The 26,972-nt window shown below is 32.9% G+C and carries 26 protein-coding genes; 20 read left to right on the forward strand and 6 right to left on the reverse strand.

Annotated features, from left to right (window positions below):
• Window positions 1-2 precede the first annotated feature (2 nt).
• From NJT12_RS06340 to NJT12_RS06360, 5 genes are all read left to right on the forward strand, one after another.
• Window positions 3-1,538 carry a RagB/SusD family nutrient uptake outer membrane protein gene (locus tag NJT12_RS06340; protein ID WP_271335045.1) on the forward strand — a complete coding sequence of 512 codons (1,536 nt, stop codon included), beginning with the start codon at window positions 3-5 and terminating at the stop codon, window positions 1,536-1,538.
• Between the two features lie 148 nt (window positions 1,539-1,686).
• Window positions 1,687-3,219 carry a sialate O-acetylesterase gene (locus NJT12_RS06345; protein ID WP_271335046.1) on the forward strand — a complete coding sequence of 511 codons (1,533 nt, stop codon included), beginning with the start codon at window positions 1,687-1,689 and terminating at the stop codon, window positions 3,217-3,219.
• 87 nt (window positions 3,220-3,306) lie between these two features.
• Window positions 3,307-4,377 (forward strand): glycoside hydrolase family protein, encoded by a 1,071-nt coding sequence (locus NJT12_RS06350; RefSeq protein WP_271335047.1) that lies wholly within the window; start codon window positions 3,307-3,309, stop codon window positions 4,375-4,377.
• Window positions 4,378-4,538: 161 nt separating this feature from the next.
• Window positions 4,539-5,867, forward strand: coding sequence for a rhamnogalacturonidase (locus tag NJT12_RS06355; protein ID WP_271335048.1), 1,329 nt, complete (start codon window positions 4,539-4,541; stop codon window positions 5,865-5,867).
• Between the two features lie 317 nt (window positions 5,868-6,184).
• On the forward strand, window positions 6,185-6,361 hold the full coding sequence (locus NJT12_RS06360) for a histone H1 (protein ID WP_271335049.1): 177 nt from the start codon (window positions 6,185-6,187) through the stop codon (window positions 6,359-6,361).
• A 748-nt stretch (window positions 6,362-7,109) separates the two neighbouring features.
• On the opposite strand, the gene NJT12_RS06365 is transcribed toward NJT12_RS06360, so the two are convergent.
• On the reverse strand, window positions 7,110-7,631 hold the full coding sequence (locus NJT12_RS06365; RefSeq protein WP_271335050.1) for an ORF6N domain-containing protein: 522 nt from the start codon (window positions 7,629-7,631) through the stop codon (window positions 7,110-7,112).
• 228 nt (window positions 7,632-7,859) lie between these two features.
• Between NJT12_RS06365 and purD the strand changes: the two genes are divergently transcribed.
• On the forward strand, window positions 7,860-9,134 hold the full coding sequence (gene purD, locus NJT12_RS06370) for a phosphoribosylamine--glycine ligase (protein WP_271335051.1): 1,275 nt from the start codon (window positions 7,860-7,862) through the stop codon (window positions 9,132-9,134).
• Here purD and NJT12_RS06375 read toward each other — a convergent pair.
• Window positions 9,126-9,356 carry a DUF6341 family protein gene (locus tag NJT12_RS06375; protein ID WP_271335052.1) on the reverse strand — a complete coding sequence of 77 codons (231 nt, stop codon included), beginning with the start codon at window positions 9,354-9,356 and terminating at the stop codon, window positions 9,126-9,128. The two genes, purD and NJT12_RS06375, sit on opposite strands and share 9 nt — an antisense overlap.
• A 137-nt stretch (window positions 9,357-9,493) precedes the next feature.
• Here NJT12_RS06375 and NJT12_RS06380 point away from each other — a divergent pair, with 137 nt between their 5' ends.
• Entirely contained in the window at window positions 9,494-10,423 is a 930-nt protein-coding gene (locus tag NJT12_RS06380) for a DUF6427 family protein (protein WP_271335053.1), read from the forward strand.
• Here NJT12_RS06380 and upp read toward each other — a convergent pair.
• A complete protein-coding gene (gene upp, locus NJT12_RS06385; RefSeq protein ID WP_271335054.1) occupies window positions 10,418-11,071 on the reverse strand; it encodes a uracil phosphoribosyltransferase in 654 nt (217 codons plus the stop codon). The two genes, NJT12_RS06380 and upp, sit on opposite strands and share 6 nt — an antisense overlap.
• Window positions 11,072-11,181: 110 nt before the next feature.
• Here upp and NJT12_RS06390 point away from each other — a divergent pair, with 110 nt between their 5' ends.
• Together NJT12_RS06390 and NJT12_RS06395 are read left to right on the forward strand one after the other, a co-directional pair.
• The gene (locus NJT12_RS06390; protein ID WP_271335055.1) at window positions 11,182-11,787 is read left to right on the forward strand and encodes a DUF4254 domain-containing protein; all 606 of its coding nucleotides are present in this window, start codon (window positions 11,182-11,184) and stop codon (window positions 11,785-11,787) included.
• A gap of 288 nt (window positions 11,788-12,075) precedes the next feature.
• Window positions 12,076-13,086, forward strand: a complete 1,011-nt coding sequence (locus tag NJT12_RS06395) for a glycosyltransferase family 9 protein (protein WP_271335056.1) — start codon at window positions 12,076-12,078, stop codon at window positions 13,084-13,086.
• Between the two features lie 80 nt (window positions 13,087-13,166).
• On the opposite strand, the gene NJT12_RS06400 is transcribed toward NJT12_RS06395, so the two are convergent.
• The 3 genes from NJT12_RS06400 to NJT12_RS06410 all read right to left on the reverse strand — a co-directional run bounded on the left by NJT12_RS06400 (window position 13,167) and on the right by NJT12_RS06410 (window position 15,345).
• Window positions 13,167-13,565: a hypothetical protein gene (locus NJT12_RS06400; RefSeq protein WP_271335057.1), complete on the reverse strand. Its 399-nt coding sequence runs from the start codon at window positions 13,563-13,565 to the stop codon at window positions 13,167-13,169.
• Between the two features lie 298 nt (window positions 13,566-13,863).
• A complete protein-coding gene (locus NJT12_RS06405) occupies window positions 13,864-14,076 on the reverse strand; it encodes a hypothetical protein (protein WP_271335058.1) in 213 nt (70 codons plus the stop codon).
• Window positions 14,077-14,292: 216 nt separating this feature from the next.
• A complete protein-coding gene (locus NJT12_RS06410; protein ID WP_271335059.1) occupies window positions 14,293-15,345 on the reverse strand; it encodes a ferredoxin--NADP reductase in 1,053 nt (350 codons plus the stop codon).
• 128 nt (window positions 15,346-15,473) lie between these two features.
• On the opposite strand from NJT12_RS06410, the gene NJT12_RS06415 reads away from it, so the two are divergent.
• The 11 genes from NJT12_RS06415 to atpG all read left to right on the forward strand — a co-directional run bounded on the left by NJT12_RS06415 (window position 15,474) and on the right by atpG (window position 26,655).
• Window positions 15,474-16,934 carry a DUF5687 family protein gene (locus NJT12_RS06415; protein WP_271335060.1) on the forward strand — a complete coding sequence of 487 codons (1,461 nt, stop codon included), beginning with the start codon at window positions 15,474-15,476 and terminating at the stop codon, window positions 16,932-16,934.
• Between the two features lie 104 nt (window positions 16,935-17,038).
• On the forward strand, window positions 17,039-17,734 hold the full coding sequence (locus NJT12_RS06420; RefSeq protein ID WP_271335061.1) for an ABC transporter ATP-binding protein: 696 nt from the start codon (window positions 17,039-17,041) through the stop codon (window positions 17,732-17,734).
• Window positions 17,735-17,821: 87 nt separating this feature from the next.
• Window positions 17,822-20,434 carry a type IX secretion system periplasmic lipoprotein PorW/SprE gene (porW, locus tag NJT12_RS06425; protein WP_271335062.1) on the forward strand — a complete coding sequence of 871 codons (2,613 nt, stop codon included), beginning with the start codon at window positions 17,822-17,824 and terminating at the stop codon, window positions 20,432-20,434.
• A 2-nt stretch (window positions 20,435-20,436) separates the two neighbouring features.
• Complete coding sequence (locus tag NJT12_RS06430; protein WP_271335063.1) at window positions 20,437-20,832, forward strand: bactofilin family protein; 396 nt, start codon at window positions 20,437-20,439, stop codon at window positions 20,830-20,832.
• Window positions 20,813-21,034, forward strand: coding sequence for an AtpZ/AtpI family protein (locus NJT12_RS06435; RefSeq protein ID WP_271335064.1), 222 nt, complete (start codon window positions 20,813-20,815; stop codon window positions 21,032-21,034). Before NJT12_RS06430 ends, NJT12_RS06435 begins: the two co-directional genes overlap by 20 nt.
• A gap of 517 nt (window positions 21,035-21,551) precedes the next feature.
• Window positions 21,552-22,727: a F0F1 ATP synthase subunit A gene (gene atpB, locus NJT12_RS06440; protein ID WP_271335065.1), complete on the forward strand. Its 1,176-nt coding sequence runs from the start codon at window positions 21,552-21,554 to the stop codon at window positions 22,725-22,727.
• 40 nt (window positions 22,728-22,767) lie between these two features.
• The gene (atpE, locus tag NJT12_RS06445) at window positions 22,768-22,971 is read left to right on the forward strand and encodes an ATP synthase F0 subunit C (RefSeq protein ID WP_039113322.1); all 204 of its coding nucleotides are present in this window, start codon (window positions 22,768-22,770) and stop codon (window positions 22,969-22,971) included.
• An 83-nt stretch (window positions 22,972-23,054) separates the two neighbouring features.
• The gene (locus NJT12_RS06450) at window positions 23,055-23,546 is read left to right on the forward strand and encodes a F0F1 ATP synthase subunit B (RefSeq protein WP_271335066.1); all 492 of its coding nucleotides are present in this window, start codon (window positions 23,055-23,057) and stop codon (window positions 23,544-23,546) included.
• 4 nt (window positions 23,547-23,550) lie between these two features.
• The gene (gene atpH, locus NJT12_RS06455; protein ID WP_271335067.1) at window positions 23,551-24,084 is read left to right on the forward strand and encodes an ATP synthase F1 subunit delta; all 534 of its coding nucleotides are present in this window, start codon (window positions 23,551-23,553) and stop codon (window positions 24,082-24,084) included.
• Between the two features lie 39 nt (window positions 24,085-24,123).
• Window positions 24,124-25,701, forward strand: a complete 1,578-nt coding sequence (gene atpA, locus NJT12_RS06460; RefSeq protein ID WP_271335068.1) for a F0F1 ATP synthase subunit alpha — start codon at window positions 24,124-24,126, stop codon at window positions 25,699-25,701.
• Between the two features lie 93 nt (window positions 25,702-25,794).
• On the forward strand, window positions 25,795-26,655 hold the full coding sequence (gene atpG / locus NJT12_RS06465; protein ID WP_271335069.1) for an ATP synthase F1 subunit gamma: 861 nt from the start codon (window positions 25,795-25,797) through the stop codon (window positions 26,653-26,655).
• Window positions 26,656-26,972: the final 317 nt, after the last annotated feature.

Raw genomic sequence — 26,972 nt, forward strand, 5'->3', positions numbered from 1 at the left:
AAATGAAAAAATATATTTATTTAGCTGCAAGTGCTTTGGTATTCTTTGCCTTTACATCCTGCAATGATGAATTAAATCAATTACCGTTATCTCAGGGAACAATTGAGAATTTTTATGCTACTCCCGGTGATTTTGTTCAGGCCAGAAATGCCACTTATTCAGTAGCTTTTCACGGAATGGGAACTTATGGTTATGCCAACAGAGTTTTGAATTTAAGCGAAGTAAGATCTGATAATTTGCTGGCAACCACACTAGCTTCAAGAGATTGGGAAGGTATTAATAGCTTTTACACTTCTATAAGTTCTAATGCTTATGTAAAAGAAGCCTATATAAGTAATTATAATGCGATCAACAAAGCCAATCAGTTATTGGAGAAAATAACCGAAAAAGGAGATCAGATTTTTACAAATCCAGCTGATAAAGCTGCCATGACTGCTGAAGCTCGTTTTTTAAGAGCGTTTTGTTATTTTGATCTCATTAGATGGTTTGGGAAAGTTCCTTTGATGGAAAGAACAATGACAGCAACAGAAGCAGCTAAGATAAAAAGAACCCCGGTTGCAGATGTTTATAAACTAATCATCTCAGATCTTGAACTGGCCATTCCTGATTTACTTCCGGCGTATGATGCAGCCAATTTTGGAAGAGTTACAAAATATGGAGCAAAATCATTATTGGGTCTTGTATACATGACACGTTCCAGCCCAACCAACGGAATTGACGGTGCTACACTTGGTTTAAACGAATGGGATAAAGCCTACCAACAATTAAGCGATATTAAAAACAGCGGATTATATAAGGTTGGCGAAGATTACGAGGCTATTTTTAAAGTAGAAGGAAATGCTAATCTGGAGAATGTATTAACGATTCCATATACACAAAGTCTTCCCCTTGCAGTTGGAGGGAATTTTATGGTAGAGTTGGGTTACGAGCCTTATTTTGCATCAGTAAATTTATCAGCACAAGGAGCTTTAGAGTCCAAGCAAATTTCGGCTGGTTTTTTAAATTTGTTCGCAGCCACTGATAAAAGAAAAATATTTGGCATAGCAACGAGTTATACAGTCGAAACAGGTACATATAAAGGGAGTTATACACTTCCTGTTTTCAAAAAGTACATTGATCCTGCAAGATACGGAAACGGGCGTGAAGACTGGGGTGTAGATTTCATGGTAACGCGTTATACAGATGTTTTAATGTTAATGGCCGAATGTACACTTCACGGCGGAGGCGGATCCCAGGCTGATGTTGATGCAATTGTAAATCAGGTAAGAACAAGAGCGGGTGTTCCGGCAGATGCTGTAAATATTACTCTGGATCAACTCTTTACAGAAAGAAGAAAAGAATTCTTCTCAGAAGGAACCAGATGGTTTGATCTGATCAGATCCGGTAAAGCAGTGGCAATTATGAACGCCTGGAAAGCGGCAGAAGATACTGAAGGGAAAATCAGAACAATTGAAAATAATTCATTGTTATATCCAATTCCGTTGTCTGAAATCTTAGCAGTTCCAGGACTTTACGATCAGAATCCAGGTTACGATTAATTGATATTACTCAAGTTTTTTTTTGAAAGAAGCTGTCTTTTAAAGGCAGCTTCTTTTCATTAACAAGATTAGATCAAACAGAGAAGCACAGGATGCTTTTTATGTTTAATTATTTAAATTTAAAGTTTTAGTATTTAAAAATATAGCAATGATTTATTTAAAAAGATTTCTTTTATTTTTATTTGTTCTAAGCGCAATTTCATCACTATCAGCACAAGTTAAACTTCCAGCTCTGGTAGGGGATAATATGGTTTTACAGCAAAAAGCCAAAGTAAATTTATGGGGGTGGGCATCTGCAAACGAGAAAATATCGATTCGTTTAGGATGGAATAATCTTCCGATAGAAACGATTGCTGATGCTGATGGAAATTGGAAAATTGCAGTAGACACTCCTGCAGGCAGCCAAAAACCATATGATATCACAATCAATGCAGCTAACACCATTGTGCTAAAAAATGTTTTAATTGGCGAAGTATGGCTTTGTTCGGGTCAGTCCAATATGTTTTTTCCTGTTGGAAGAGAAGATAAAACCTGGAAAACCGGAGTTAAAAACTATCAGGAAGAAATTAAAAACGCAACATATCCGTCTATAAGATTATTTACCGTTGCACTGAATGCCTCGCCAACACCACTTGATGACCTTAAAGGAAGCTGGAAAGAATGTTCGCCAGAAAGTATCACAACATTCTCTGCCGTAGCCTATTTCTTTGGCAGAGATTTATATCAAAAATTAAAAGTACCAATAGGCTTAATTTCAACTTCATGGGGAGGTACAAAAGCCGAAGCATGGACGGCTCAAAGTGTTTTAGAAAAAGAAGTTACCTTTTTGCCCATTCTTCAGGAAGATGCAAAAAGCGAAAAAGTATATCAGGAAAAGCTCGAAACGTATTATTTGAATTTAATAAATGAACGAATTGCAAGTGCAGAAAATGCGCCAAAGGATCAATTCAAAAAGCCTAAAAAAGAACCCAACAAAACCTCTTATGTTTTGTACAATGCCATGCTTCACCCCATAGTAAATTATACTATAAAAGGAACGATCTGGTATCAGGGCGAAAGCAATTCTGGAAAAGCGTATTTATACAGAACTTTATTTCCTGCCATGGTAAAAAGCTGGAGAGCAGAATGGAATCAAGGAGATTTTCCGTTTTATTATGTTCAGATTACGCCTCATAAAGGACAGAATGCAGAAATACGGGAAGCGCAATTAATATCCTTAAAAATAATCCCAAATAGCGCAATGGTTGTTACAACAGATGTTGGAGACGCAAACAATATTCACCCAATAGACAAACAGACCGTGGGATACAGACTCTCTTTAATTGCGCGTGCTAAAACCTATGGAGAAAATAATCTGGTGTATTCAGGACCGATTTTTAATCGTATGAAAATTAAAAAACAAAAGGCACAATTGTTTTTTGATTACGCCGAGTCTGGTCTGAAGAAAAAGGAAGAAACTCTAAAAGAATTTGAAGTAGCAGGAAACGACCAGGTTTTTTATCCGGCTGACGCGAAAATAGAAGGAAAAACGATAGTAGTTTCTTCCTCAAAAGTAAAAGAACCTGTTGCGGTTCGTTTCGCCTGGAAAGCAATTCCCGAGCCTAATTTATTTAATAACGAAAACTTGCCTGCTTCGCCTTTTAGAACAGATAATTGGGAAATAAAAACAGAGAAAAAGTAAGTTGCGATTATTTTAATGGGCATTTATATTTTCTCGGTGTTTAAAAATCGTAATAAGTTCACTAAATTATAATTGAATAAAACCAAAATGAATAGAAGACAATTTATCATCGGAAATTCCCTGGCTGTAGTTGGTTTGTGCCTTCCATTTTCAGTAGAAGCCGGAAATTTTATGAATAATCCAAAGCTGTCTGATTTCCAGAAACGACTTCGACCAGTCGGACGCGCTTTAGAATTTGAAGATTATTACGTTTGGTGCAACAGCCCCATAGAAGGGCCTGATGGTAAGATTCATGTGTTTTTTTCAAGATGGCCAAAGGCAAAAGGTATGAGCGGTTGGATCAACAGTTCAGAGATTGCTCATGCTGTTGCCAATACTCCTGAAGGACCTTACGAATATGTAGGTACAGTTTTAGTACCCAGAGGTGAGGGTTTTTGGGACGCAACGACTTGCCATAATCCCAGTATTCATTTCGTAGAGGGAAAATATGCCCTTTTTTTTATGGGAAATTCTAACGGAAAAATGAATACGAAACTTATCGGCTTAGCGACCGCCGATTCTCTTTACGGACCTTGGAAAAGACCAGATCAACCTTTGTTATTGCCTGGGAAAGAAGGTTGCTGGGATGATCTTTTAACAACAAATCCGTCTTTTTTGAAACATCCAAACGGTGAATACTGGCTGTATTATAAATCATTGGACACAGAAAATTACGAACATCCAAAATTTCCTGTAAAAGGCAATAGAAAATATGGATTGGCAATATCGAAATCACTTCATGGACCTTATGAAAAATACGAATACAATCCGGTAATTGATTTTTCGAAACTTGGAGATAATAAACAATGTGAGGATGCTTTTGTATGGTACGAAAATAAGAAATTCAAAATGCTAGCAAGAGATATGGGCGTTTTTGGTATCGATTACGGTTTGTATATGGATTCTGATGACGGAAAAAATTGGAGCGATCCTCAAATTGCCTATCAGCCCATAAATAAATACATCGATCAACCCGAAGCACCAAAACATTTAAATAGATATGGTAGATTAGAGCGTCCGCAATTATTGTTTCAAAACGGAAAAGCAACTTATATGTTTAGCGCTTCACAAGGTGGGAAATATGAAACTGCTTCAGGGTTTATTTTTAAAATAATATAAAAAATGTAAATTATTCAGAAGTAGTGATTCCGTAAAAAGAGTTTTTTTTCTTCATCAGGATGATAAGATTACGCAAACCTTTGGCGAAGCTTTAAACTTTAACAAAGGTAAATAACCAACAATATGATAAAAAAAGATAACATACACTAAAACAAATCACAATGAAAAATATTTTTAAAATTTTACTCTGCTTCATTGCTTTCACGCAAGTATCATTCTCACAGAATTATGCAAATGATAAATTTCCTGATGGAACCGCAATTACAAATTGGTTTAAGGATTACTCTAAAATTCAATTAAAAGATTTAGGTAAAAAATACACCATTACAGATTTTGGAGTAGGGAAGGACAGTACTAAAATTCAAACCATTGCCATTCAGAAAGTAATTGATAAAGCTGCTGCAAACGGCGGAGGAGTTATTGTGATTCCCAAAGGCGTTTACCTTAGCGGTGCTTTGTTTTTTAAACCAAAAACTACTTTGCATGTATCTGAAGGCGCCGTATTAAAAGGTTCTGATAATATTGCTGATTTTCCAATTATGCCATCCAGAATGGAAGGTCAGAATCTGGATTATTTTCCGGCTTTGGTCAACGCTTACGGAGTTGATAATTTTTCGATTTCAGGAAAAGGAACCATTAACGGAAACGGGAAAAAATATTGGGAAGCCTTTTGGGAACGTCGTAAAGAAAATCCAAAATGTACCAATCTCGAAGTATCAAGACCAAGATTAATTTTTGTCTGGAATTCGAATAATGTACAGCTTCAGGATGTAAAGCTGATTAATTCAGGTTTCTGGACCAATCATTTTTATAAATGTAACAATGTAAAACTGCTCGATCTTTATATCTTTTCGCCAGATATTGGTGTAAAAGCACCAAGTACAGACGCAATAGATATTGATATTTGTACCAATTTTTTAGTAAAAGGATGTTTTATGTCTGTAAATGATGATGCAATTGCATTAAAAGGAGGAAAAGGACCTTATGCAGATCAGGATAAAAACAATGGACCCAATTCCAATATTATTATCGAAGATTGTACTTTCGGATTTTGTCATTCAGCCTTAACAAACGGAAGTGAGTCGATTCATAACAGGAATGTGATTATGCGTAATTGTAAAATTAATGGAGCTTCAAGATTGTTATGGCTAAAAATGAGACCGGATACGCCACAGCGATATGAGTATATCAGAGTAGAAGATATAAAAGGAGAAGCAAAAACATGTCTTGCTGTTTTTGCCTGGAAACAATTTTTTGATTTAAAAGGCCGTCCGGATGTTCCATTATCTTACGGAGATCATATTACCTTAAAAAATATCGACCTTAAATGTGATACTTTTTATGGTGTAGAAAATGATCCAAATGTTCGTTTATCAAATTTTACATTTGAAAATTTAAAAATTGAATCTGTTAAAACAGATATTGATAAAAGCATAATAAACGGTGTCAATTTTAAAAATGTTTACGTAAATCAGCAGTTAGTAGAGTGATTGTTACCCATATTCTCAATTTAATTCTGCCCTTTTAGCGTTCAAAGGTTAAAAATTAAGACCATTTTTTGTGATTTAGAGAAAAAAATAAACTTTTTTTCAGTCGCCCTTTAGAGCTTGCTAAAGCATATTGTTTTGTAATTTTGTTAATAAGTAATTGATTAGTAGGGCATTGGTTCTTCTGGGCGAAAGAGAAAAAAGTGGAGTAAATTTAATGTTAAATTAAAGTCTGAAAAACGATGATAATTTTAACGTGAAATATGTTGTATCTATCATACAAACTTTTATTTTTGCGCCTTAATTTAATACTTATAAGCATGAAAGATCTATTAGAAAAAATCCACGCCGAAATTGAAACATTTAAAGCAGAAGCTGAATCTTTGACAGAAAAAGGTGTTAAAGCTGCTGGAGCAAGAGCTCGTAAATCTACTTTAGAAATTGAAAAACTTTTAAAAGAGTTTAGAAAAGTTTCTATCGAAGAATCAAAAAAATAATATTTTTTATTCAAAATAAAACCTCGTTTAATTTATTTTAAACGAGGTTTTTTTGTTGTGTGCCCAGCATGGGCGATAACTCTAGGGTGTAAGTCCCGAACACGCCTTTACAGTGGGAAGTGTTAGCTGAATGCAAGGGTGTCCATCGCGAGGTGGAATCTGAAGGAAGCAGTAGGCAAACTCTTGACCTGACGAACAGAAACTATATAAAAGGCCAAAGATGTTGGATAAGGTTGCAACACAAACTGAAGTCCAAAACTGTACGGAAACATCATGGTAAATATAGCAGGTATATGAGAGGAAAGTTGTCGTTCTTACCTGGGGAGGTCTTATAGACATAGGAGGAGTTTTTTTTTTAAGAAAAGCACTTATGGATAACAATTGCTATAAGAAGTCAGCAGAGGTCATAGTAGGTACTGTAAATGAGTACCGAAGGACTGAACTTAATTAAGTGAGTAGTAAATGAATGTTACCTATGAAGGCACGAATGCAGAAAATATCAAGTAATTTGATAACTACCTTGGAAAGGATAGGACGGAATCCGACAGCTACCAGGGAGTGCAGACCTTTATTGGGATAACTGAAAACAACCTCACGGAAGTACTTTAGGTTAGGTATCTATCTTAAAATGTATCGTAAATTAAGAACCGCCTTGGTACGGATCCGTATGCCGGGTGGTGTGGAAGGTCGCCTAGGGAATTAATCCCTAGGCTCCTATCCGATTATAATGAGTTACTCAAAGAGCGACTTATTTCTTGTATCCAATTTTCACCCGTTCACTTTCATTTTCTTTTTTCTCAGTCAATTCATCCAAATAAGAAAAAAACAATTCAATATTTTTATCGTCATTTTCTAATTTCTTTTGAATTTGAAGAATGTTAACTTTAATTTCTGTTGTATCCAAGAGCATTTGTCTCACTTTGGTGAAAATGCGCATGATTTGTATATTGGTTTGAATTGCTTTGTCGCTTTTTAAAACGTTGGAAAGCATCAAAACTCCGTGTTCTGTGAAAGCAAAAGGTAATGTTCTGCTTCCGCCCCAACTTGAAGTCGCAATTTGCGACTTCAAATTTTTAAACTCATTTTCAGTAAGTTGAAACATGAAATCTTCCGGGAACCGAGTTAAATTTCTCTTTACTTGCTCATTTATTCTCTTAGTTTCAACGCAATAAAGCATAGCTAAATCAAAAGCAAGCATCACTTTTTGGTTGCGTATATAATATATTTTATTAGAAATAGTTTCTTCAGAAAGTAAAGAATGATCCTCCATAAGTTTTTAATTAAAAAGAAAATGTAAGATTTTATTTATATTTAAAAGCAGCATTTAAACTGTTTTAATTTACGGCTTATAAAAAATAGAAATCATTTGCGAACTAATTTTCATCAAAAAAAATAGTATCAAATTACTAACAGATAAGAATGAACAACTTTTTAAGATTTAATTATTTTTTACGTACAAAAGCAATTATTTTTGCACCACAACTAAATATAACTACACATGACAATTTTACTATTGGGATCAGGCGGAAGAGAACATGCTTTTGCGTGGAAAATGATTCAGAGTCCGCTTTGCGAAAAACTTTTTGTTGCACCAGGAAATGCGGGAACGGCTGCAATTGCTACAAATGTTGCAATGTCTCCAACTGATTTTGATGCTGTAAAAGCATTTGTAATTCAGGAAAATGTAAAAATGGTGGTCGTAGGGCCAGAAGATCCTTTGGTAAAAGGGATTTATGATTTTTTTAAAAATGACGAAAGTTTACAGCATATTCCGGTTATCGGACCATCAAAATTAGGCGCTCAACTTGAAGGAAGTAAAGAGTTTGCAAAGGAGTTTCTAATGAAACACAATATTCCAACAGCAGCTTATGACAGTTTTACCGCCGAAACAGTAGAAAAAGGATGTGAATTTCTTGAAACGTTACAACCTCCATATGTTTTAAAAGCAGACGGATTAGCGGCTGGAAAAGGAGTTTTGATTATTCAGGATCTTGAAGAGGCTAAAACGGAATTAAGAAACATGCTTGTTCATGAAAAATTTGGAGCAGCAAGTTCTAAAGTGGTAATCGAAGAATTTCTGGACGGAATCGAATTAAGCTGTTTTGTTTTGACTGACGGAAAAAGCTATAAAATTCTTCCAACGGCAAAAGATTACAAACGAATTGGCGAAGGTGATACAGGATTAAATACAGGCGGAATGGGAGCAGTTTCTCCAGTTCCTTATGTTGATGCTGTTTTGATGGAAAAAATCGAAACACGTATCGTAAAACCAACAATCGAAGGATTCCAGAAAGACGGAATCGAATATAAAGGTTTTGTGTTCATTGGTTTGATCAATGTGAAAAACGAACCAATTGTTATTGAATACAACGTAAGAATGGGTGATCCTGAAACTGAAGTTGTAGTACCAAGATTAAAATCTGATTTGGTTGAATTGTTTCAAGCTGTGGCAGATCAAAAGTTAGATACTTTCGAATTAGAAGTTGATCCAAGAAGTGCGACTACAATTATGGTGGTTTCCGGAGGATATCCTGAAGATTTTGAAAAAGGAAAAGTAATTACAGGTTTAGAAAATATTACAGATTCTATAGTTTTTCACGCAGGAACAAAATTAGATGGCAATAATGTCGTTAGTAATGGAGGACGTGTATTGACTGTAACATCTTATGGAGATGATTTTCAAGAGGCCATAAAAAAATCTTACCAAAATATAGATAAACTAAATTTTGATAAGATGTATTTTAGAAAAGATATTGGCTTCGACTTACTTTAAAAAAGAGTGAGCTGTAGTATCTTGATTTTCTGTTCCGGCGGCATCAAAAAGGCGTAATTGTTTAATCCAGTAAACAATTGCGCTTGCGCAGATGATCATAAAAATCCAGTTAATAGTATTAGCACCAAACCAAGTAACAAGTTCTAGGCGACGTAAAAAGTCAAGTGGAGCAAATAAAATGTTAACGAATAAGTATTGTATTCCTTCAAAAAAAGCTGTCATAATTTATAAAATTATATGTTATTTATTGTTTTTAACGCATTGAAGACAAAATTCAATAAAGAATCTTTTTTCAACTTGTTGGTTTTCCTTTTTAAACAAGTATTATATTTACAATCACAAAAGTATAAAATATCCTTATGATAACAAGTGTTTTTAAAAAATCTACGCCATTAAATTATTCATTGGTCGTAATTTTGATACTGGTTTTCTTTTTTATTTTTCAAATTAAAGATCCATCATGGGTGAGTTCTTATTTTTTGGCGTTCCAAAAAGTAAGTTTGTTACTCTTTATTTTGGCTTCATTTTTCCTGATTAATTTCATTGTAAAAAAAAACGGACTCAGTAAGGACAACGGTTACACGATATTTTTTTACTTATTGTTCATATTATTTTTCCCCACGATTTTTAATAATGCGAATGTAGTATATGCGAACTTTTTTGTGCTTTTGGCACTTCGAAGATTAATTTCGTTACAATCCCTAAAAGCTTCAAAAGAAAAAATATTCGATGCTTCTTTTTGGATTTTAATAGCTTCTTTATTTCAATTTTGGTGTATTCTTTTCTTAATATTGGTTTTTATATCGATTATTTTTCATGTTTCCAGAGATTATAGAAACTGGATTTTACCTTTTATAGCGCTAATGGCAGTGTCAATAATCTTTTTATTGATCTCTTTAATTTTCCATATTGATATAATTCAATTTTTCCAGAAAAATACTGTGATCGATTTTAATATTAATTATTTCAAGAATAATTATGAAAACGGAGCACTTTCAATATACGTTGCAGTGGCTTTGTTTTTTATAACTTCAATGCTTACAACGTTGTCAAATCGACCTCAAATAGTACATTCTTCATACAAAAAAATAGTAGCCTGTTTTTTTATTGCAGCTCTTGTTTTCATTGTTTCACCGGATAAAAGCAATGATTTGTTATTGTTTAGTATTGCGCCTTTGACCATTATGGCTTCAAGTCATGTAGAATATATGCAGCAAAAACTCAACAACGAAATTGTCTTTTATGTATTGATTTTGTGTAGTTTATTTACGTTTTTTTCTCAGCTATAATTTACTGCCGTAAGAAAGATCGCCAGCATCACCAAGACCTGGAACAATGTAATTTTTTTCATTTAAATTTTCGTCTAAAGAAGCGACCCATAAATGGCAGTTTTCAGGAAGGCTTTTTTCAAGAAAAGCAATTCCTTCAGGGGCAGCAATAACCACTACAATATGAATCTCTTTTGGGGTTGCATTCTGAATTAATTTTTCATGAACTGCAACGATAGACTGACCCGTTGCTAACATTGGATCAAGAAGCAAAACAGTTTTATCATTGATGTTTGAAACAGCTTGATATTCAACTCTAATCTCAAATTCAGCATCATTATTTGGATGATATCTGCAAGCCGAAACAAAACTATTTTCGGCGTGATCAAAATAGTTCAAAAAACCATTATGAAGCGGTAAACCAGCTCTTAAAATAGAACATAAAACCAGGTCACTTTCAATTTCGGTAGTTTGTTTAATACCAAGCGGAGTTTGAATTGCTACATTTTTATAAGCAAGATCCTTACTCAGTTCATAAGCCATAATTTCGCCAATTCGCTCTATATTTCTTCGAAAACGCATACTATCGTTCTGAACATTTATATTCCTTATTTGACCTAAAAAATGATTCAAGACGCTATTATTCTCAGATATATAATGGATTTTCATAGTAAAATTTTAGAATTATCAATGGTTACAGTACGATAACGAAAATTTCATCGTTTTATTCGCACGATAAAAGTATAAAAAGTATCTTTGTAACTCTAACAAATAAAGACATGTTTTCAAAATTAGCATATTCTGTTTTCGAACAAAGCATCAAAGATTATCATCAATTTGATAATGTTGATCAACCTATAAACAATCCTTATCCTAAGGATAAATTCGAGCATTTATTATATTTAAAAAACTGGATTGACACTGTTCAATGGCATTTTGAAGATATTATTCGTGATCCGCAAATTGATCCGGTAGCAGCTTTGACTTTAAAAAGAAGAATTGATGCATCTAATCAGGAACGTACTGATATGGTGGAATATATCGATAGCTATTTTTTACAAAAATACAGCGATGTAAAAGTAAAAGATGGTGCAAAAATCAATTCTGAAAGTCCTGCATGGGCTTTTGACAGATTGTCTATTTTGGCCCTAAAAATTTATCACATGAATGAAGAAGCTAATCGTGCAGAAGCTTCGCAAGAACATAGAGATAAATGCCAGGAAAAATTAAACATTCTTTTAGAACAAAGAACTGATTTATCAACAGCGATTGATGATTTATTGACTGACATCGAAAACGGAGATAAATTCATGAAAGTGTACAAACAAATGAAAATGTACAATGACGATGAATTAAATCCTGTTTTATATCAAAATAAGAAATAATTTCTGGAGGTATATTTCCAGCTTTTCATTTCATCCCGATAGCTATCGGGACACAAAAAAATAGAGTTTCTATTGTTCAAAAAAGAGCTTCCGCTGGTCGCTTTTTTTAAACAGGAAACTTTATTTTTTTGCTCCAGGATTTCCATTTCAATCTGGGCTAAAAAGCAAAATTAGAAAAGAATATAATTTTATAAAAGAATGTTTTTTAGTAAGTTAGAATAAGGAAGTTGTTCACAATTAATTTTTAAAAGTCAAAATTTGTCCAATAAAATTAAACATATAGCCGTCATGAGACTTTCCGCAATGGGAGATGTCGCCATGACGGTTCCTGTTTTACGCGCATTTGTAAAACAATATCCAGAGGTAAAAATCACCGTAATTTCACGTCCGTTTTTCAGGCCATTTTTTGACGGAATTCCCAATCTAGAGTTTTTTGCTTTTGATGAAAAAGAGCGTCATAAAGGTTTTTCAGGACTTTTGAGATTATTTAGAGATGTTAAAAAGTTTAAAATTGATGCTTTTGCCGATCTTCATAACGTTCTTAGATCTAAAATTGTGAGCTTACTTTTCGCTTTAAGCGGAAAAAAAAGAGCCACAGTCGACAAAGGAAGAGAAGGTAAAAAAGAACTAACAAGGGCGGAAAATAAGATTTTCAAGCAATTGCCAACAATGTTCGAAAGACATGCAAAAGTGTTCGAAGAACTTGGATTTCCTTTAGATTTATCGAATCCAACATTCCCTGAAAAGGCAAAATTGAGCGCAGATATCTTAGAAATTATCGGTGACAATAATCAAAAATTAATCGGAATTGCTCCTTTTGCACAATATGATTCTAAAGTTTACCCGCAGGATTTAATGCAGGAAGTAATTGCCAAATTAGCTGAGAATAAGTCGTATAAAATTTTACTTTTTGGAGGAGGAAAGAAAGAAATCGAAATTCTGGATTCACTTGCAAAACCATTTGAAAATGTAATCAATATGGCTGGAAAAATTAAATTTCAGCAAGAATTACAATTGATTAGTAATCTTGATGTTATGCTTTCTATGGATTCCGGAAACGCTCATATTGCGGCAATGTTAGGAATAAAAGTTGTTACACTTTGGGGAGCGACACATCCGTACGCAGGATTTTTGCCATTCAATCAAACTATGGAAAATGTTTTAACCTCAGACAGAAATCAATATCCAAAATTACCAACATCAGTTTACGGAAACAAAATTGTTGAAGGTTATGAAGATGCGATGAGAACGATTTCTCCAGAGAAAATAGTTTCCAGGATTCAGTCACAGTTATCATAGAAAATTCTAATTTTATTGCATTAGAAATACGTAGTAATCTTTGTCAAAGTTTTAAACTTTGACAAAGATTACTTCATTACTCATAAATCAAGAAAAAGATAACCCATTGCTTTCTTTTTGTTTGTATCAACTACGACTTTCACAAAATGATTTTCTTTTTCAGTAGCGAGTAAAATATGTTCAAAATTTTCGGTTGAATTTCTGTAAACTTTATGTACCAATTCAGATTCTTTAATTTTTCTTGATAAAATTTTGGCTGCTTTTAATTCACTTACATAAGGCCAAATATTAAAAAAAAGATCATTAGAGACTGATATTTCTGTCATTCCCTCGGCCATTGATAAATTATACTTTTCTTCTGAAAGTAGTTTAGGTACTTTTTTGTTTTTCCTTTTTTTTATTATAAAGTAGATAGAAATAAAAGCTGTTATTACAAAAAGTAATATAAAAGACAGACGAAGGTAGTGATGCATTGCCATGATATTTAAATTTTATGTTGACAATCAGAAATAGCTTTACAAATCTATTTTAAGAGATAGAAGAATGATCAGCTGTATTGAACTACTAATATAGTAAAATTTTGCCGCATTTTTTAGAAAATAACCAAAAACTTACATGCTTTTTTATTTATTGCTCAATAGTGTTTTTTTGATTATAGTTAGAAAAGGGAAAATAGAGAGTAAAATTTTGTCAGGTTTTAAGCTCTGATAAAGAAATAGTTCACCACATTTCATTGTATAGTTGGGATTTATGCCGAAGCTTGGAGATTGAAATTTATTACAACCTTATCTTCTCATCGCGACATCTGCTATAAATATAATTTTTAAGGTTCGAATTTGTAGCTTCATAACCAAATCTTTCATGCTCCATTTGTTCTTTTTCCATGGCATTACAACCTTTTATGACTTCTTTGAGCATATCCAGCATTGCGAGTTCTTTATTGTTCGTCTTCTGATATTTAAACTCGACAATTCTTGCAGTTCTTCGCAATATTCTACAAGTTTCTCAATTTCAGGTTCATCTAAAAGATATTCCTTGCCTTTAAAAATTTCTCGTACAGATCTCATAAAAATAAATTCAATTTCAAATTTGCAAAGATTGCTAATAATTATAAAACAAAAAAAATTCCAAACTCCAATTGTAAAGTTGGAATTTGGAATTTGGAATTTTTTATTGGAATTTATTACGCCATTGGAATTTTAAAATCTAAACATCATCATAATCTACATAAATAGACTCTGATGTTGGATGTGCCTGACAAGTTAAGATCAATCCTGAAGCAATTTCTTTGTCTGTCAAAATAGAGTTTTTAGTCATTTCGGCAGTTCCAGAAGTTACACGGGCAAGACAGCTGCTGCAAATTCCGCCTTGGCAAGAATATGGAGCGTCGATTCCTTGTTTTAGGGCCGCATCTAATATGGTTTGTTTTTGAGACATTTCGAACGAAACTTCGTCGTCATCTACTAAAACTGTGATTTTTGTATGTCCTTCTAATGAAGTATTGATTTGATTTTCTTGTGATGATGAGGTAAAAAGTTCAAATTTAATAGCTGATTCTTTTACATTTTTCTCTTTTAAAATAGCAGAAACAGTATCAATCATTTCTTCTGGTCCGCATAGGAAAAATTTATCAAATTGTAATTCTTTGTGTTTGTTGTTGAGAACAAAATTTACTGCTGATTTTTCGATTCTGCCAAACAAAGCATTTTCTGCCTTAGCCTGACTAAAAACATAATGCACGAAAAGGCGGCCTACATATTGCAATTGTAAATCGTGTAATTCCTGGTAAAAAATAGTTTCTTCAGGAGTTTTATTTCCGTAAACAATTATAAATGAGCTTTTTGGCTCGCTTTTCATGACTGATTTTATAATCGAAAGTACCGGAGTAATTCCGCTTCCGGCAACAAAAGCAGCATAGTTTTTTTGTCTTTCAGCATCAGGTTCAAAAGTAAATTTTCCTTCAGGATGACCAACTTCAAGAACATCACCGGCTTTAAGTCTGGTATTGGCAAACTGAGAGAACAAACCATTTTTTACAGCTTTTACAGCAATTCGCAATTCACCGCTTTCCGGTGCAGAACAAATAGAGTAAGCACGACGAATCTCCTGATTATCAAGAGTTAATTTTAGATTTATGTATTGTCCAGCTATAAATTTATAGTCTGGTTTTAGTACTTCCGGAACATTAAAAAGTACAGAAACGGCGTCTGATGTTTCGCGTTTTACCTCTTTAATTATGAGTTTTAAAAATGAAGGCATGATTGTATATTTTATGCAAAAGTAGCAAACGGAGATTAAATGTCAGGTACGAAATAATTATTTTTAACTTTTTTTGTAACGTTTACTTACATTTGATCTCTTACTACAAAACTGAAAACCAAATAACCATGATTAAAAAGTTTATTTATCTAGAATGGAAAGCCTTTACCAGATCTGCCTCCTTTGGAGTAAATGTGGCAATGAAAATTTTAATTGGTTTTTTGATGATCTATTTTTCGATACTTTTTATAGGTATGGGAGTAGGAGCATTTTATGTATTGCGAAAAATGAACCTGGAACCATTAGTTACCATCAATCAATTTTTGATTTATTATTTTCTGTTTGACCTCGTAATTCGGTTGTTAATGCAGGCAATTCCGGTTTTGAACATAAAACCTTTATTGATTTTACCATTCAAAAAACCAACAATTGTTCATTTCTCTTTAGGCAAAACTGCATTGTCTTTTTTTAATTGGGTACACGCTCTTTTCTTCATTCCATTTTCGGTTGTGCTAGCTCTGGAAGGTTATGATATTGCAGGAGTTATTTTTTGGCTGTTAGCAGCTTTCTCATTAATATATATCAACAATTTTTTAAATATTATTTTAAGTAATATCGATAAATTGTTTGTTGTTTTTATAGGAGCAATTCTTTTACTGGCGGCGGCACAATATTATAAGGTATTTGATATTACGAGCTTTACAACTCCGGCGTTTCAGGGATTTTATGCTGTAAAAGGATTGTTTTTGATTCCCGTTTTAGTGTTAATTGCATTGTATGCATTTACTTTTAAGTACTTTAAAAATAATTTATTTTTAGATGCCGGACTTTCTAAAAAAGCGGATATTGCAGAAACTGAAAATCTTGCATGGCTGAATCAATTTGGGACTTTGGGAACTTTTCTTAAAAATGATATCAAACTAATTAAGAGAAATAAAAGATCTAAAACGACTATTGTCATGAGTGTTTTCTTTTTGTTTTACGGTTTCATCTTTTTTGGAAACACGCAACAGCCTGAAGTAATGCATATTTTTGCCGGAATATTTGTTTCAGGAGGATTTTTGTTTGTCTTTGGTCAGTTTGTACCAAGTTGGGATAGTTCGTATTATCAATTAATGATGACACAAAACATTCCGTATCGCGGTTACATCACTTCAAAATGGTGGCTGATTGTTATTGCTACTTTTATTTCGACAATAATTGCATCATTTTATCTTTTTTACGGATGGGAAATTTACCTGACAATTATTGTTGGTGCGATTTATAATATTGGAGTAAATTCACACTTAGTACTTTTAGGCGGGGCATTTACAAAAACACCAATTGATTTAAGTTCTGCCGGTGGAGCTTTTGGAGATAAAAAAGCTTTTAATGTAAGCGCAATGTTATTGACATTACCTAAAATATTATTGCCTTTGGGACTTTATGCCATTGGTCTTTATCTAGGAAATAAAACTCTTGGATTATCATTAGTTGCAGGAGCAGGGGCTTTAGGTTTTATCTTAAAAGACAAGGTTTTTTCACTGATCGAAAAAAGATATAAAATCGAGAAATACAGTACGATAAGTGCTTATAAACAAAAGAATTAGAATAATTAGAGAATGTGCTAATTTGATAATGAGATAATTTTTTTATCGGATTAAAACGAAACAAATTAACGATTAACCAAATCAACAATTAAACAAGATAGAAAATGATACAAGTAAATCAACTTTCAAAAATATATAACGGAATAAAAGTTTTAAACATTGATAATCTTGAAATTCCAAAAGGACAAAGTTTTGGATTAGTGGGAAATAACGGAGCAGGAAAAACAACTTTTTTCAGTTTATTATTAGATCTTATTCAGCCTTCGACAGGAAATATCACTAGCAATACTATTCAGGTGAATACGAGTGAAAACTGGAAATCATTTACAGGATCGTTTCTTGATGAAAGTTTTTTGATAGGATATTTAACTCCTGAGGAATATTTTTATTTTATTGGCGATTTGCGTCATCAAAACAAAGCCGATATTGATGCTTTGTTAGCCAGCCATGAAGAGTTTTTTAATGGAGAAATTCTAAATAATAAAAAATATTTAAGAGATTTATCCAAAGGAAATCAAAAGAAAGTGGGGATAATTGCCACGCTTATTGGTAATCCTGAAGTGGTTATTCTTGATGAGCCTTTTGCTAATTTAGATCCGACAACCGTAAGCAGATTAAAAAAAATAATAAAAGATCTGGCTGAAAATCCAAATGTTACCGTCTTGGTTTCCAGCCATGATTTACAGCATACAGTAGAGGTTTGCGATCGAATAGTAGCACTTAATAAAGGTGAGATTGTGAAAGATATTCAAACTTCAAAAGAAACCTTACAAGAATTAGAATCGTTTTTTGCGGTATAAGCTTCTATATTTCAAAAAGAAGCGTATTTTTACAAGTCATTATACTAAAAATTCATTTTAGAAGTTAATTGATTTAAACTCTTTCTATTGAAAAAGAATACCCTAAAATATAGTTTTTTTCTTGTCTTTTTGTTTCTTTTGATAGCTTGTTCTACCAAGAAAAATACTTTTTTAGCCAGGAATTCGCATGCCTTAAGTACAAAATATAACATTTTGTACAACGGTGGAATTGGCCTTGACAAAGGTTTAAAATCTATTCAGGCCAATAATCAGGATAATTTCTGGAGGACTCTGCCGATTGAGAAAATGCAAATCGATGAAAATTTTTCGGAAGAAGAAAAAGCAAAAAACGCAGATTTTGAAAAGGCAGAGACCAAAGCAACAAAAGCCATTCAAAAACACTCCATGAATATTGGAGGAAGAGAACGAAATTCACAAATTGATGAAGCATATTTAATGCTCGGGAAAGCCAGATATTATGATCAGCGCTTTATTCCGGCGCTTGAAGCATTCAATTATATCTTATATAAATATCCTAACAGCAGTAATATTTATACGGCAAAAATCTGGCGCGAAAAAACCAATATGCGTTTAGGAAATGATGCTATTGCCTTAAAAAACATTAAGTTATTATTAAAAAACACAGACCTTAATAAGCAAACCTTTTCAGATGCAAATGCTTTATTAGCAGAAGCATTTTTGAATATGGAAGAAAAAGACAGTGCTGTTGCCAAACTTAGAATTGCAGAAAAATTTACTAAAATAAATGAAGACAAAACGCGATATCGCTTTATTTTAGCTCAGATGTATCAGCAAGCCGGTAAAAAAGACAGTGCAAATTATTTTTACAACGGCGTAATTGACATGAATCGAAAAGCAGATCGAAAATATATGATGCATGCTTATGCTAATAAAGCAGAAATGTTTGATTATAAATATGATGATAAAAAAATGTTTCTCAAAGCCTATAATAAGCTAGTTACAGACCGTGAAAACAGACCCTATTATGATATCCTGTTTTATGAGATGGGAGTTTTTTATGATAACTATAAAGTACAGGACAGTGCTTTGATATTTTATAATAAATCATTGGATAGAAAATCTAAAGATTCTTATTTGATCGCTTCCACATATAGAAATATTGGGAATATGTATTTTAAAAACACCAATTATACATTGGCTGCCAAATATTATGACAGTACATTGGTAAAATTGGATCCTAAAACCAGAGAATTTGCTTTTATCCAAAAAAACAGAAAAAATTTAGATAACGTTATTAAATACGAAGGAATTGCAAAACGCAATGATAGTATCATTAATGTATATGGTCTTCCTGCTCCTGACAGAAAATTATATTTCGAAAATTATATTGCAGAACTTAAAAAGAAGGATGAAGCAAAACGCATTTTAGAAGAAAAGGAAAAGGAAAGATTAGCCAATATAGATCGTAATACAAACTCAGGCAATACACCAACGGCCGTAAATCCTAATGCAATAGGAAAAAGCGATCCAGGTATTGGAGCATTTAATCCTCCAGCTGGAAATGAAACAGCAAGCACTTTTTATTTTTATAATCCAACCACTGTTGCTTATGGAAAATTACAATTTAAGAAATTATGGGGTAACAGAACCGTAGACGGAAATTGGAGATTAGCCGCAATAAAATCAGCTAATAATGCCGCAATGAATGATACAATAAGCGACAATCAGGATTTAGCCAATAAATTAAAAGATTCTGTAGTTGTTGAAAAATACACCACTGATTTTTACGAAAAACAACTTCCAAAAACAAAGTCTGCTATAGATAGTATTGGTGTGGAACGTAATTTTGCATATTACCAGCTAGGACTTATTTATAAAGAGAAATTTAAGGAATATAATTTGGCCAGTGAAAAACTGGAGCAATTATTAAAAAATAATCCGGAGGAAAAATTGATTTTACCATCGATGTATAATTTGTACAAAATATATCAAATTACGAATCCGGCAAAAGCAGAATCTGTCAAATTTGATATTACGACGAAATATCCAAATTCGAGATATGCACAAATTATAAACAATGCAAATACAGATGATTTAGCATCTCCTGAAAAAGAATATCAAAAATGGTATAAATTATTTCAGGAAGAACAGTTTGATACCGTTTTGGATAATATCGATAATTTGATCAATCAATATTCCGGTGATGAAATTGTTTCTAAATACGAATTGCTGAAAGCAAATATTTTAGGAAAAGTAAATGGTTTGGCAGCCTACAAAAAAGGGTTAGAAAATGTTGCCGATAATTATCCAAATAGTGATGAAGGTAAAAATGCAAGAGAAATTTTAGAGAAGCAAATTCCTGGTTTAGAGAAACTTGATTTTTCATCAGTCGACACTAAAAATTGGAAAATTATTTATGCAATTCCAAAAGACGACACTAAAACAGCAAAACAAATTGAAGAAGCAATCAAGAAATTTTTAGCAGTTGAAAACTTCGAAAGATTGACCACTTCATTAGATAAATATAACAAAACAGAAAGTTTTGTGGTTATTCACGGAGTTAAATCTGAAGCGTATGCCAAAGATGTTTCAGGAGTTTTAAGAGACGATAAAAAATATAAAATCTCACATCCGGCAATTATTATGTCGAGTGAAAATTATAAAGTAATACAAATTAAGAAAAATCTTGAGGCTTATTTAGCCCCAAAAAACCCATAATCATGTTTGATAAAGTCAAAAAAAACGGCACTGACCTTTTAGGAAAAACCAATAGAATAGTAGAAGGAACCTCAATAATAGGAGATATTGTTTCTAAAGCTGATTTTAGATTAGATGGCGAATTAATTGGAAACTTTACCTCGCAGGGAAAATTGGTTATAGGAGCATCAGGTGTTGTAAAAGGGGAAATTATTTGCAATAATGCGGATATAGAAGGAGAGTTTCAGGGAAAAATTAAAGTACTGGAAATCCTTAATATAAAAGCATCTGCACAGATTCATGGAGAAGTTGCCGTGGGTAAACTTTCTATAGAACCGGGAGCTGATTTTACAGCTACTTGTACCATGCTAACAAATAATAAAGAAGTAACCTTAAAGGATGGAAAAGGAACCGAATAATAAATCAAATAATAAATGGCTGGCATTAATGAATATTCCAATTCAAATGGGAATTATTATATTTTTGTTTTCTTATTTAGGGGTCTGGTTAGATAAAAAATATTCAAACGGAGGTTCTTTATGGACTATAATTCTTTCGTTATTTTCTGTTTTCCTGGCACTTTACAATGTTATCAGACAAGTTAAAAATTTAAATAAATAATGAATAAAACGATCGATTTTCTTAAGTATTTTATCCCTTTTTCAGTTGCATTATTTGTTGCGCAATATTTTGCGATGCAATCATTATCAGAGAAATTAGTTTTTTTTTATTCCGCGTGGAGTATTTATTTGTTTAATATAATAGCTACATTTTTAGTCTATCTTTTTTTAATTTTTGTGCATAAAAATGCTCCTCAATACACAGGTTTTGCTTTTTTGGGAGCCAGTTTTTTTAGAATGATGGCAGCTATTGTATTTTTGATTCCATTAATAAAAGCACATGTTAAAGACCCAATATTTGACCTGAGTACTTTTTTTATACCTTATTTTTTATTTTTACTATTCGAAACCTATTTTACTATTCGGTTAATAAATAAAGGTTAATTGCTTTATTAACAGGAAGATTGGTCTTTAAAAATCTAAATATTAAAAATTACACCCATAAATTTTCAATTTTCAATTTTAAATGTACCTTTGCAAAAAATTTTTGGAACCTAAAATTAGATACAGATTTTATAATGATAATTTCAAATAAACCAGTCCAGTACTTATTAGTTACCTTATTAGCACTTAGTTCGTCGATTAATTTCGCTTCAACCCCTGTTGATAGTGTTTCTGTAAAACATGAAACTGTTGAGTCAACAGAAGCAAGTCATACAGAAGCAGCAGGTCACGGAGAATCTGTTGGTCACGAAATAGAAAAAGAATTTAATGCTAGTGAATTAATCAATTCACATATTGGGGATTCTCACGATTTTCATATTGCTGACTGGAATGGTCACCCTATTTCTTTTAGCCTTCCGGTTATTTTATGGACTAATAATGGATTGGAGATTTTTTCATCTGCAAAATTTCACCACGATAATTCAGGAGAACATGTTGTTGATATTAATGGTCAGAAATTAGTTCGCTATAAAGAAATAATTTTTTATGCTGACAAATTTGAGACAATGACAGCGGATCAGAAAAACACAGGTGCTTTTGCTTTTGATGCAAGACCTTTAGATTTTTCTATCACTAAAAATGTTTTCTCTATGTTGATGTCAGCAATTATTTTGTTTTTCTTATTTTTTGCTGTAGCAAGATCATATAAGAAAAATCCAAAAGCACCAACAGGATTAGCTGGATTTTTAGAGCCACTAGTTACTTATGTTAGAGACGAAATTGCTGTTCCAAATATTGGTGAAAAAAAGGCAGGTAAATATATGCCATACCTTTTGACTATCTTTTTCTTTATCTGGATCAATAACCTTATTGGATTAATTCCATTCTTCCCATTCAGTTCAAACTTAACAGGTAATATCTATTTTACATTTGTAATGGCTTTTATTACTTTTATCGTTACAACTTTAAGCGGAAACAAATCATACTGGGGACATATTTTCAACACACCTGGAGTTCCGGTTTGGTTGGCTCCAATTATGATTCCTGTAGAAATTATCGGAATGTTGACTAAACCATTTGCATTAATGATTCGTTTGTTCGCAAACATTACTGCTGGTCACATTATCATTTTGAGTTTAGTTTCTTTAATCTTCATTTTCAAAAGCATTGCAGTAGGGCCAGTTGCCGGAGCATTTGTTTTGTTCATGAGTGTATTAGAATTATTAGTTGCTGCTTTGCAAGCGTATGTATTTACTTTGCTTTCAGCATTATTTATTGGTCAGGCTGTTGAAGAGCATGATCATCATTAATCAGAGTTTTATTAATTATTAACTATATAAATTTATTATTATGGTATTAGCTGGAATCGGAGCTGGATTAGCTGTAATTGGTGCAGGTCTTGGTATTGGAAAAATTGGTGGTTCTGCAATGGACGCTATTGCTCGTCAACCAGAAGCTGCTGGAAAAATCCAGACTGCTATGATTATTGCTGCTGCACTTATTGAAGGTGTTGCACTTTTCGCAGTAGTTGTTGCGTTAATCACAAACGCATAATTAAAAAAAATTAAACTTCCTGTAGCGGTTGGCTTCAGGAAGTTTTTTCAAAAACGACAAACAATTTTTAAATATATAATGTTATGCAATTAACTTCACCAGAAAGTTTAATTTTTTGGACAACAATTATCTTTATTGTTTTCTTCTTTCTTTTAGCAAAATTTGCTTGGAAACCTATTTTAGGTGCTGTAAAAAGTCGTGAGGAATCTATCAATGAAGCTTTAGCATCAGCTGAAGCAGCTCGTTTAGAAATGCAGAATTTAACTGCTGATAATGAGCGTATCTTGAGAGAAGCTCGTGCAGAGCGTGATGCAATGTTAAAAGAAGCTCGTGAAATGAAAGAGCAAATGATAGCTGAATCTAAAAATGAAGCACAAGAGCAAGGTCAAAAATTAATAGCGCAAGCTAAATTGGCGATAGAAAATGAAAAAAATGCTGCTATGGCAGAATTGAAATTACAAGTTTCAACTTTATCATTAAGCATTGCTGAAAAATTATTGAAAGAGGAATTATCTAACAAAGAATCTCAAACTAAATTAGTAGAGAAGTTGTTAGGTGACGTAAAGTTAAACTAATATTATGGCAAGTACAAGAGCAGCAATTCGTTATGCAAAAGCAATTCTAGACTTAGCAAACTCTAAAGGTATTGCCGAAGCTGTAAATAACGACATGAAATCAATTGCTTCGACAATTGGCGGTAATGAAGAATTGAGTACTTTTATTCAAAGCCCAACTATAAAAGTTGAAGTTAAAGAAAGTGCACTTTTAGAAGTTTTTGCAAATATAAATGGTGTAACTAAAGGTTTATTTCATTTATTATTCGAAAACAAAAGATTCGAGATTCTAGAGGCAATTTCTTTAGAATACAGTAAGTTATTTGATGAAGGTAATGGTACAGAAGTAGCAAAAGTTACAACTGCCATTGCAATGGATGCAGATTTAGAAGCTAAAGTTTTAGCTAAAATCGCAACGTTGTCAGATAAAAAAATAACAATTGAAAATGTAGTAGATCCATCAATTATTGGAGGATTTATTTTAAGAATAGGTGATCAACAATACAATGCTTCTGTTGCAAACAGATTGCAGGTATTAAAAAGAGAGTTAAGTAATTAGTTTTATTACACATAAAAGTGTCTAAATTATAAATTTAAGATGGCGGAAATCAAACCTGCTGAAATTTCAGCAATATTAAGAAAGCAAGTAGAAGGTTTTGAATCTGGTGCTACACTAGAGGAAGTAGGAACTGTACTTCAAGTTGGAGACGGTATTGCTCGTATTTACGGGCTATCTAATGTACAATATGGTGAGTTAGTTGAATTTGATAACGGACTTGAAGCTATTGTATTGAACCTTGAAGAAGACAATGTTGGTGTGGTACTTTTAGGACCATCAACTGGAATTAAAGAAGGTTCAACAGCAAAAAGAACACAACGTATTGCTTCTCTTAAAGTAGGTGAGCAAATGGTAGGACGTGTAGTTAATACTCTTGGTTTTCCAATTGATGGAAAAGGACCAATTGGTGGAGACTTATACGAAATGCCTTTAGAAAGAAAAGCACCTGGTGTTATCTTCCGTCAGCCAGTTACTGAGCCATTGCAAACAGGTATTAAAGCTGTTGATGCTATGATCCCGGTTGGTCGTGGACAACGTGAGCTTGTTATTGGTGACCGTCAAACAGGTAAATCAACTGTTTGTATCGATACAATCTTAAATCAAAAAGAATTTTACGATGCAGGAAAACCTGTATTCTGTATATATGTTGCAATTGGGCAAAAAGCTTCAACTGTAGCAGGAATTGCTAAAATGTTAGAAGAAAAAGGTGCAATGGCTTATACAGTTATTGTTGCAGCTAATGCTTCTGATCCGGCTCCAATGCAAGTTTATGCTCCTTTCGCAGGTGCAGCAATTGGAGAATACTTTAGAGATTCAGGTCGTCCGGCACTTATTGTGTATGATGATTTATCTAAACAAGCTGTTGCTTACCGTGAGGTTTCTCTTTTATTAAGAAGACCACCGGGACGTGAAGCATATCCTGGAGACGTTTTCTACTTACACTCTCGTTTATTAGAGCGTGCTTGTAAAGTAATTGCAGATAATGGAATTGCTAAAAACATGAACGATTTACCAGATTCTCTTAAGTCTATCGTAAAAGGTGGTGGTTCATTAACTGCTTTACCAATTATCGAAACTCAGGCTGGTGACGTTTCTGCATATATCCCAACAAACGTAATTTCGATTACAGATGGTCAGATTTTCCTTGATGGAGATTTGTTCAACTCTGGAGTTCGTCCTGCTATTAACGTAGGTATCTCTGTATCTCGTGTTGGAGGTAATGCACAGATTAAATCAATGAAAAAAGTTTCAGGAACTTTAAAGTTAGACCAGGCTCAATTCCGTGAATTAGAAGCTTTCGCTAAATTTGGTTCTGATCTGGATTCAGTTACTTTAAACGTAATTGAAAAGGGAAAAAGAAACGTTGAGATCTTGAAACAAGGTTTAAATGATCCTTATACAGTAGAAAATCAAGTTGCTATTATTTACGCTGGTTCTAAAAACTTATTAAGAAACGTTCCTGTAAATAAAGTAAAAGAATTTGAAGCTGATTTCTTAGCTTACTTAAACAGTAAACATAAAGATACGCTTAACGCGTTGAAAGCTGGTAAATTAGATGACAACATTACTGACGTTATCGAAAAAGCAGCAAAAGAAATTTCAGCAAAATATATCTAATTAGATAATTGGTAAATTAGATAATTAGAAAATGTCTCAACAGACTTTCTAATTGTCTAATTTTCAAATTGTCACATTTTTTTAATCAACTAAATGGCAAATTTAAAGGAAATCCGTAATAGAATTACTTCCGTTTCATCGACGATGCAAATTACATCGGCTATGAAAATGGTTTCTGCTGCAAAGCTTAAGAAAGCACAAGATGCAATCACTGCAATGCGCCCTTATGCCGAGAAATTAACGGAGTTGTTGCAAAACCTTTCGGCTACACTTGATGGTGAAGTTGGAGGAGATTATACAACACAACGTGAAGTAAAAAAAGTATTGCTTGTTGCTATAACTTCAAATAGAGGTTTATGTGGTGCATTTAATACAAATGTAATTAAAGAGATAAAAAACCGTACTGTATTTTATGCAGGAAAACAAGTAGACGTTTTTGCTATTGGTAAAAAAGGAAATGATGTTTTAAGTAAAACGCACAAAGTACACGGTCATCATAATGCAATCTTTGATCATTTAACTTTTGATAATGTTGGTGGAATTGCTGATAATTTAACTGAGAAGTTTTTATCAGGTGAATATGACAGAATCGAATTGATCTACAATCAATTTAAAAATGCTGCGACACAAATCGTTCAGACAGAGCAGTTTTTGCCATTAGCACCAATTAAATCGGATGTTCCTGTTACTGCAGGAGATTATATTTTCGAGCCTTCAAAAGAGGAAATTATATTGACTTTGATTCCAAAATCATTAAAAACACAATTATACAAAGGTATTCGTGATTCATTTGCTTCAGAACACGGAGCGCGTATGACAGCTATGCACAAAGCAACTGACAACGCAACTGAATTAAGAAACCAATTGAAATTGACATACAATAAAGCACGTCAAGCTGCTATTACAAACGAAATCCTTGAGATCGTTGGTGGAGCAGAAGCTTTAAAAGGATAATTTATTCAAGACATACAAAAAGAGCCGATAAGTAATTATCGGCTCTTTTTATTTATATAGTAGTTTAGTTTTTTTGATTTAAAACTTATAAAATGGTGATCCTCAATTTATCCAAAAACTGAGAATCAGTACCATTTTATAAAATTATTTGACAGATTTATCACCTCTGTAGTGCTTTGTCTTTCATGGGAACAAACTAGCTTTATTAGTCCCAATGCTCTGTTTTTTTGAGGGTTACATTTCAGCAGAATCACTCCCTTTTGCTTTGTCTTTCATGGGAACAAACTAGCTTTATTAGTCCCAATGCTCTGTTTTTT

The sequence above is a fragment of the Flavobacterium azizsancarii genome (assembly GCF_027980145.1).
Classification (GTDB): Bacteria; Bacteroidota; Bacteroidia; order Flavobacteriales; family Flavobacteriaceae; genus Flavobacterium; species Flavobacterium azizsancarii.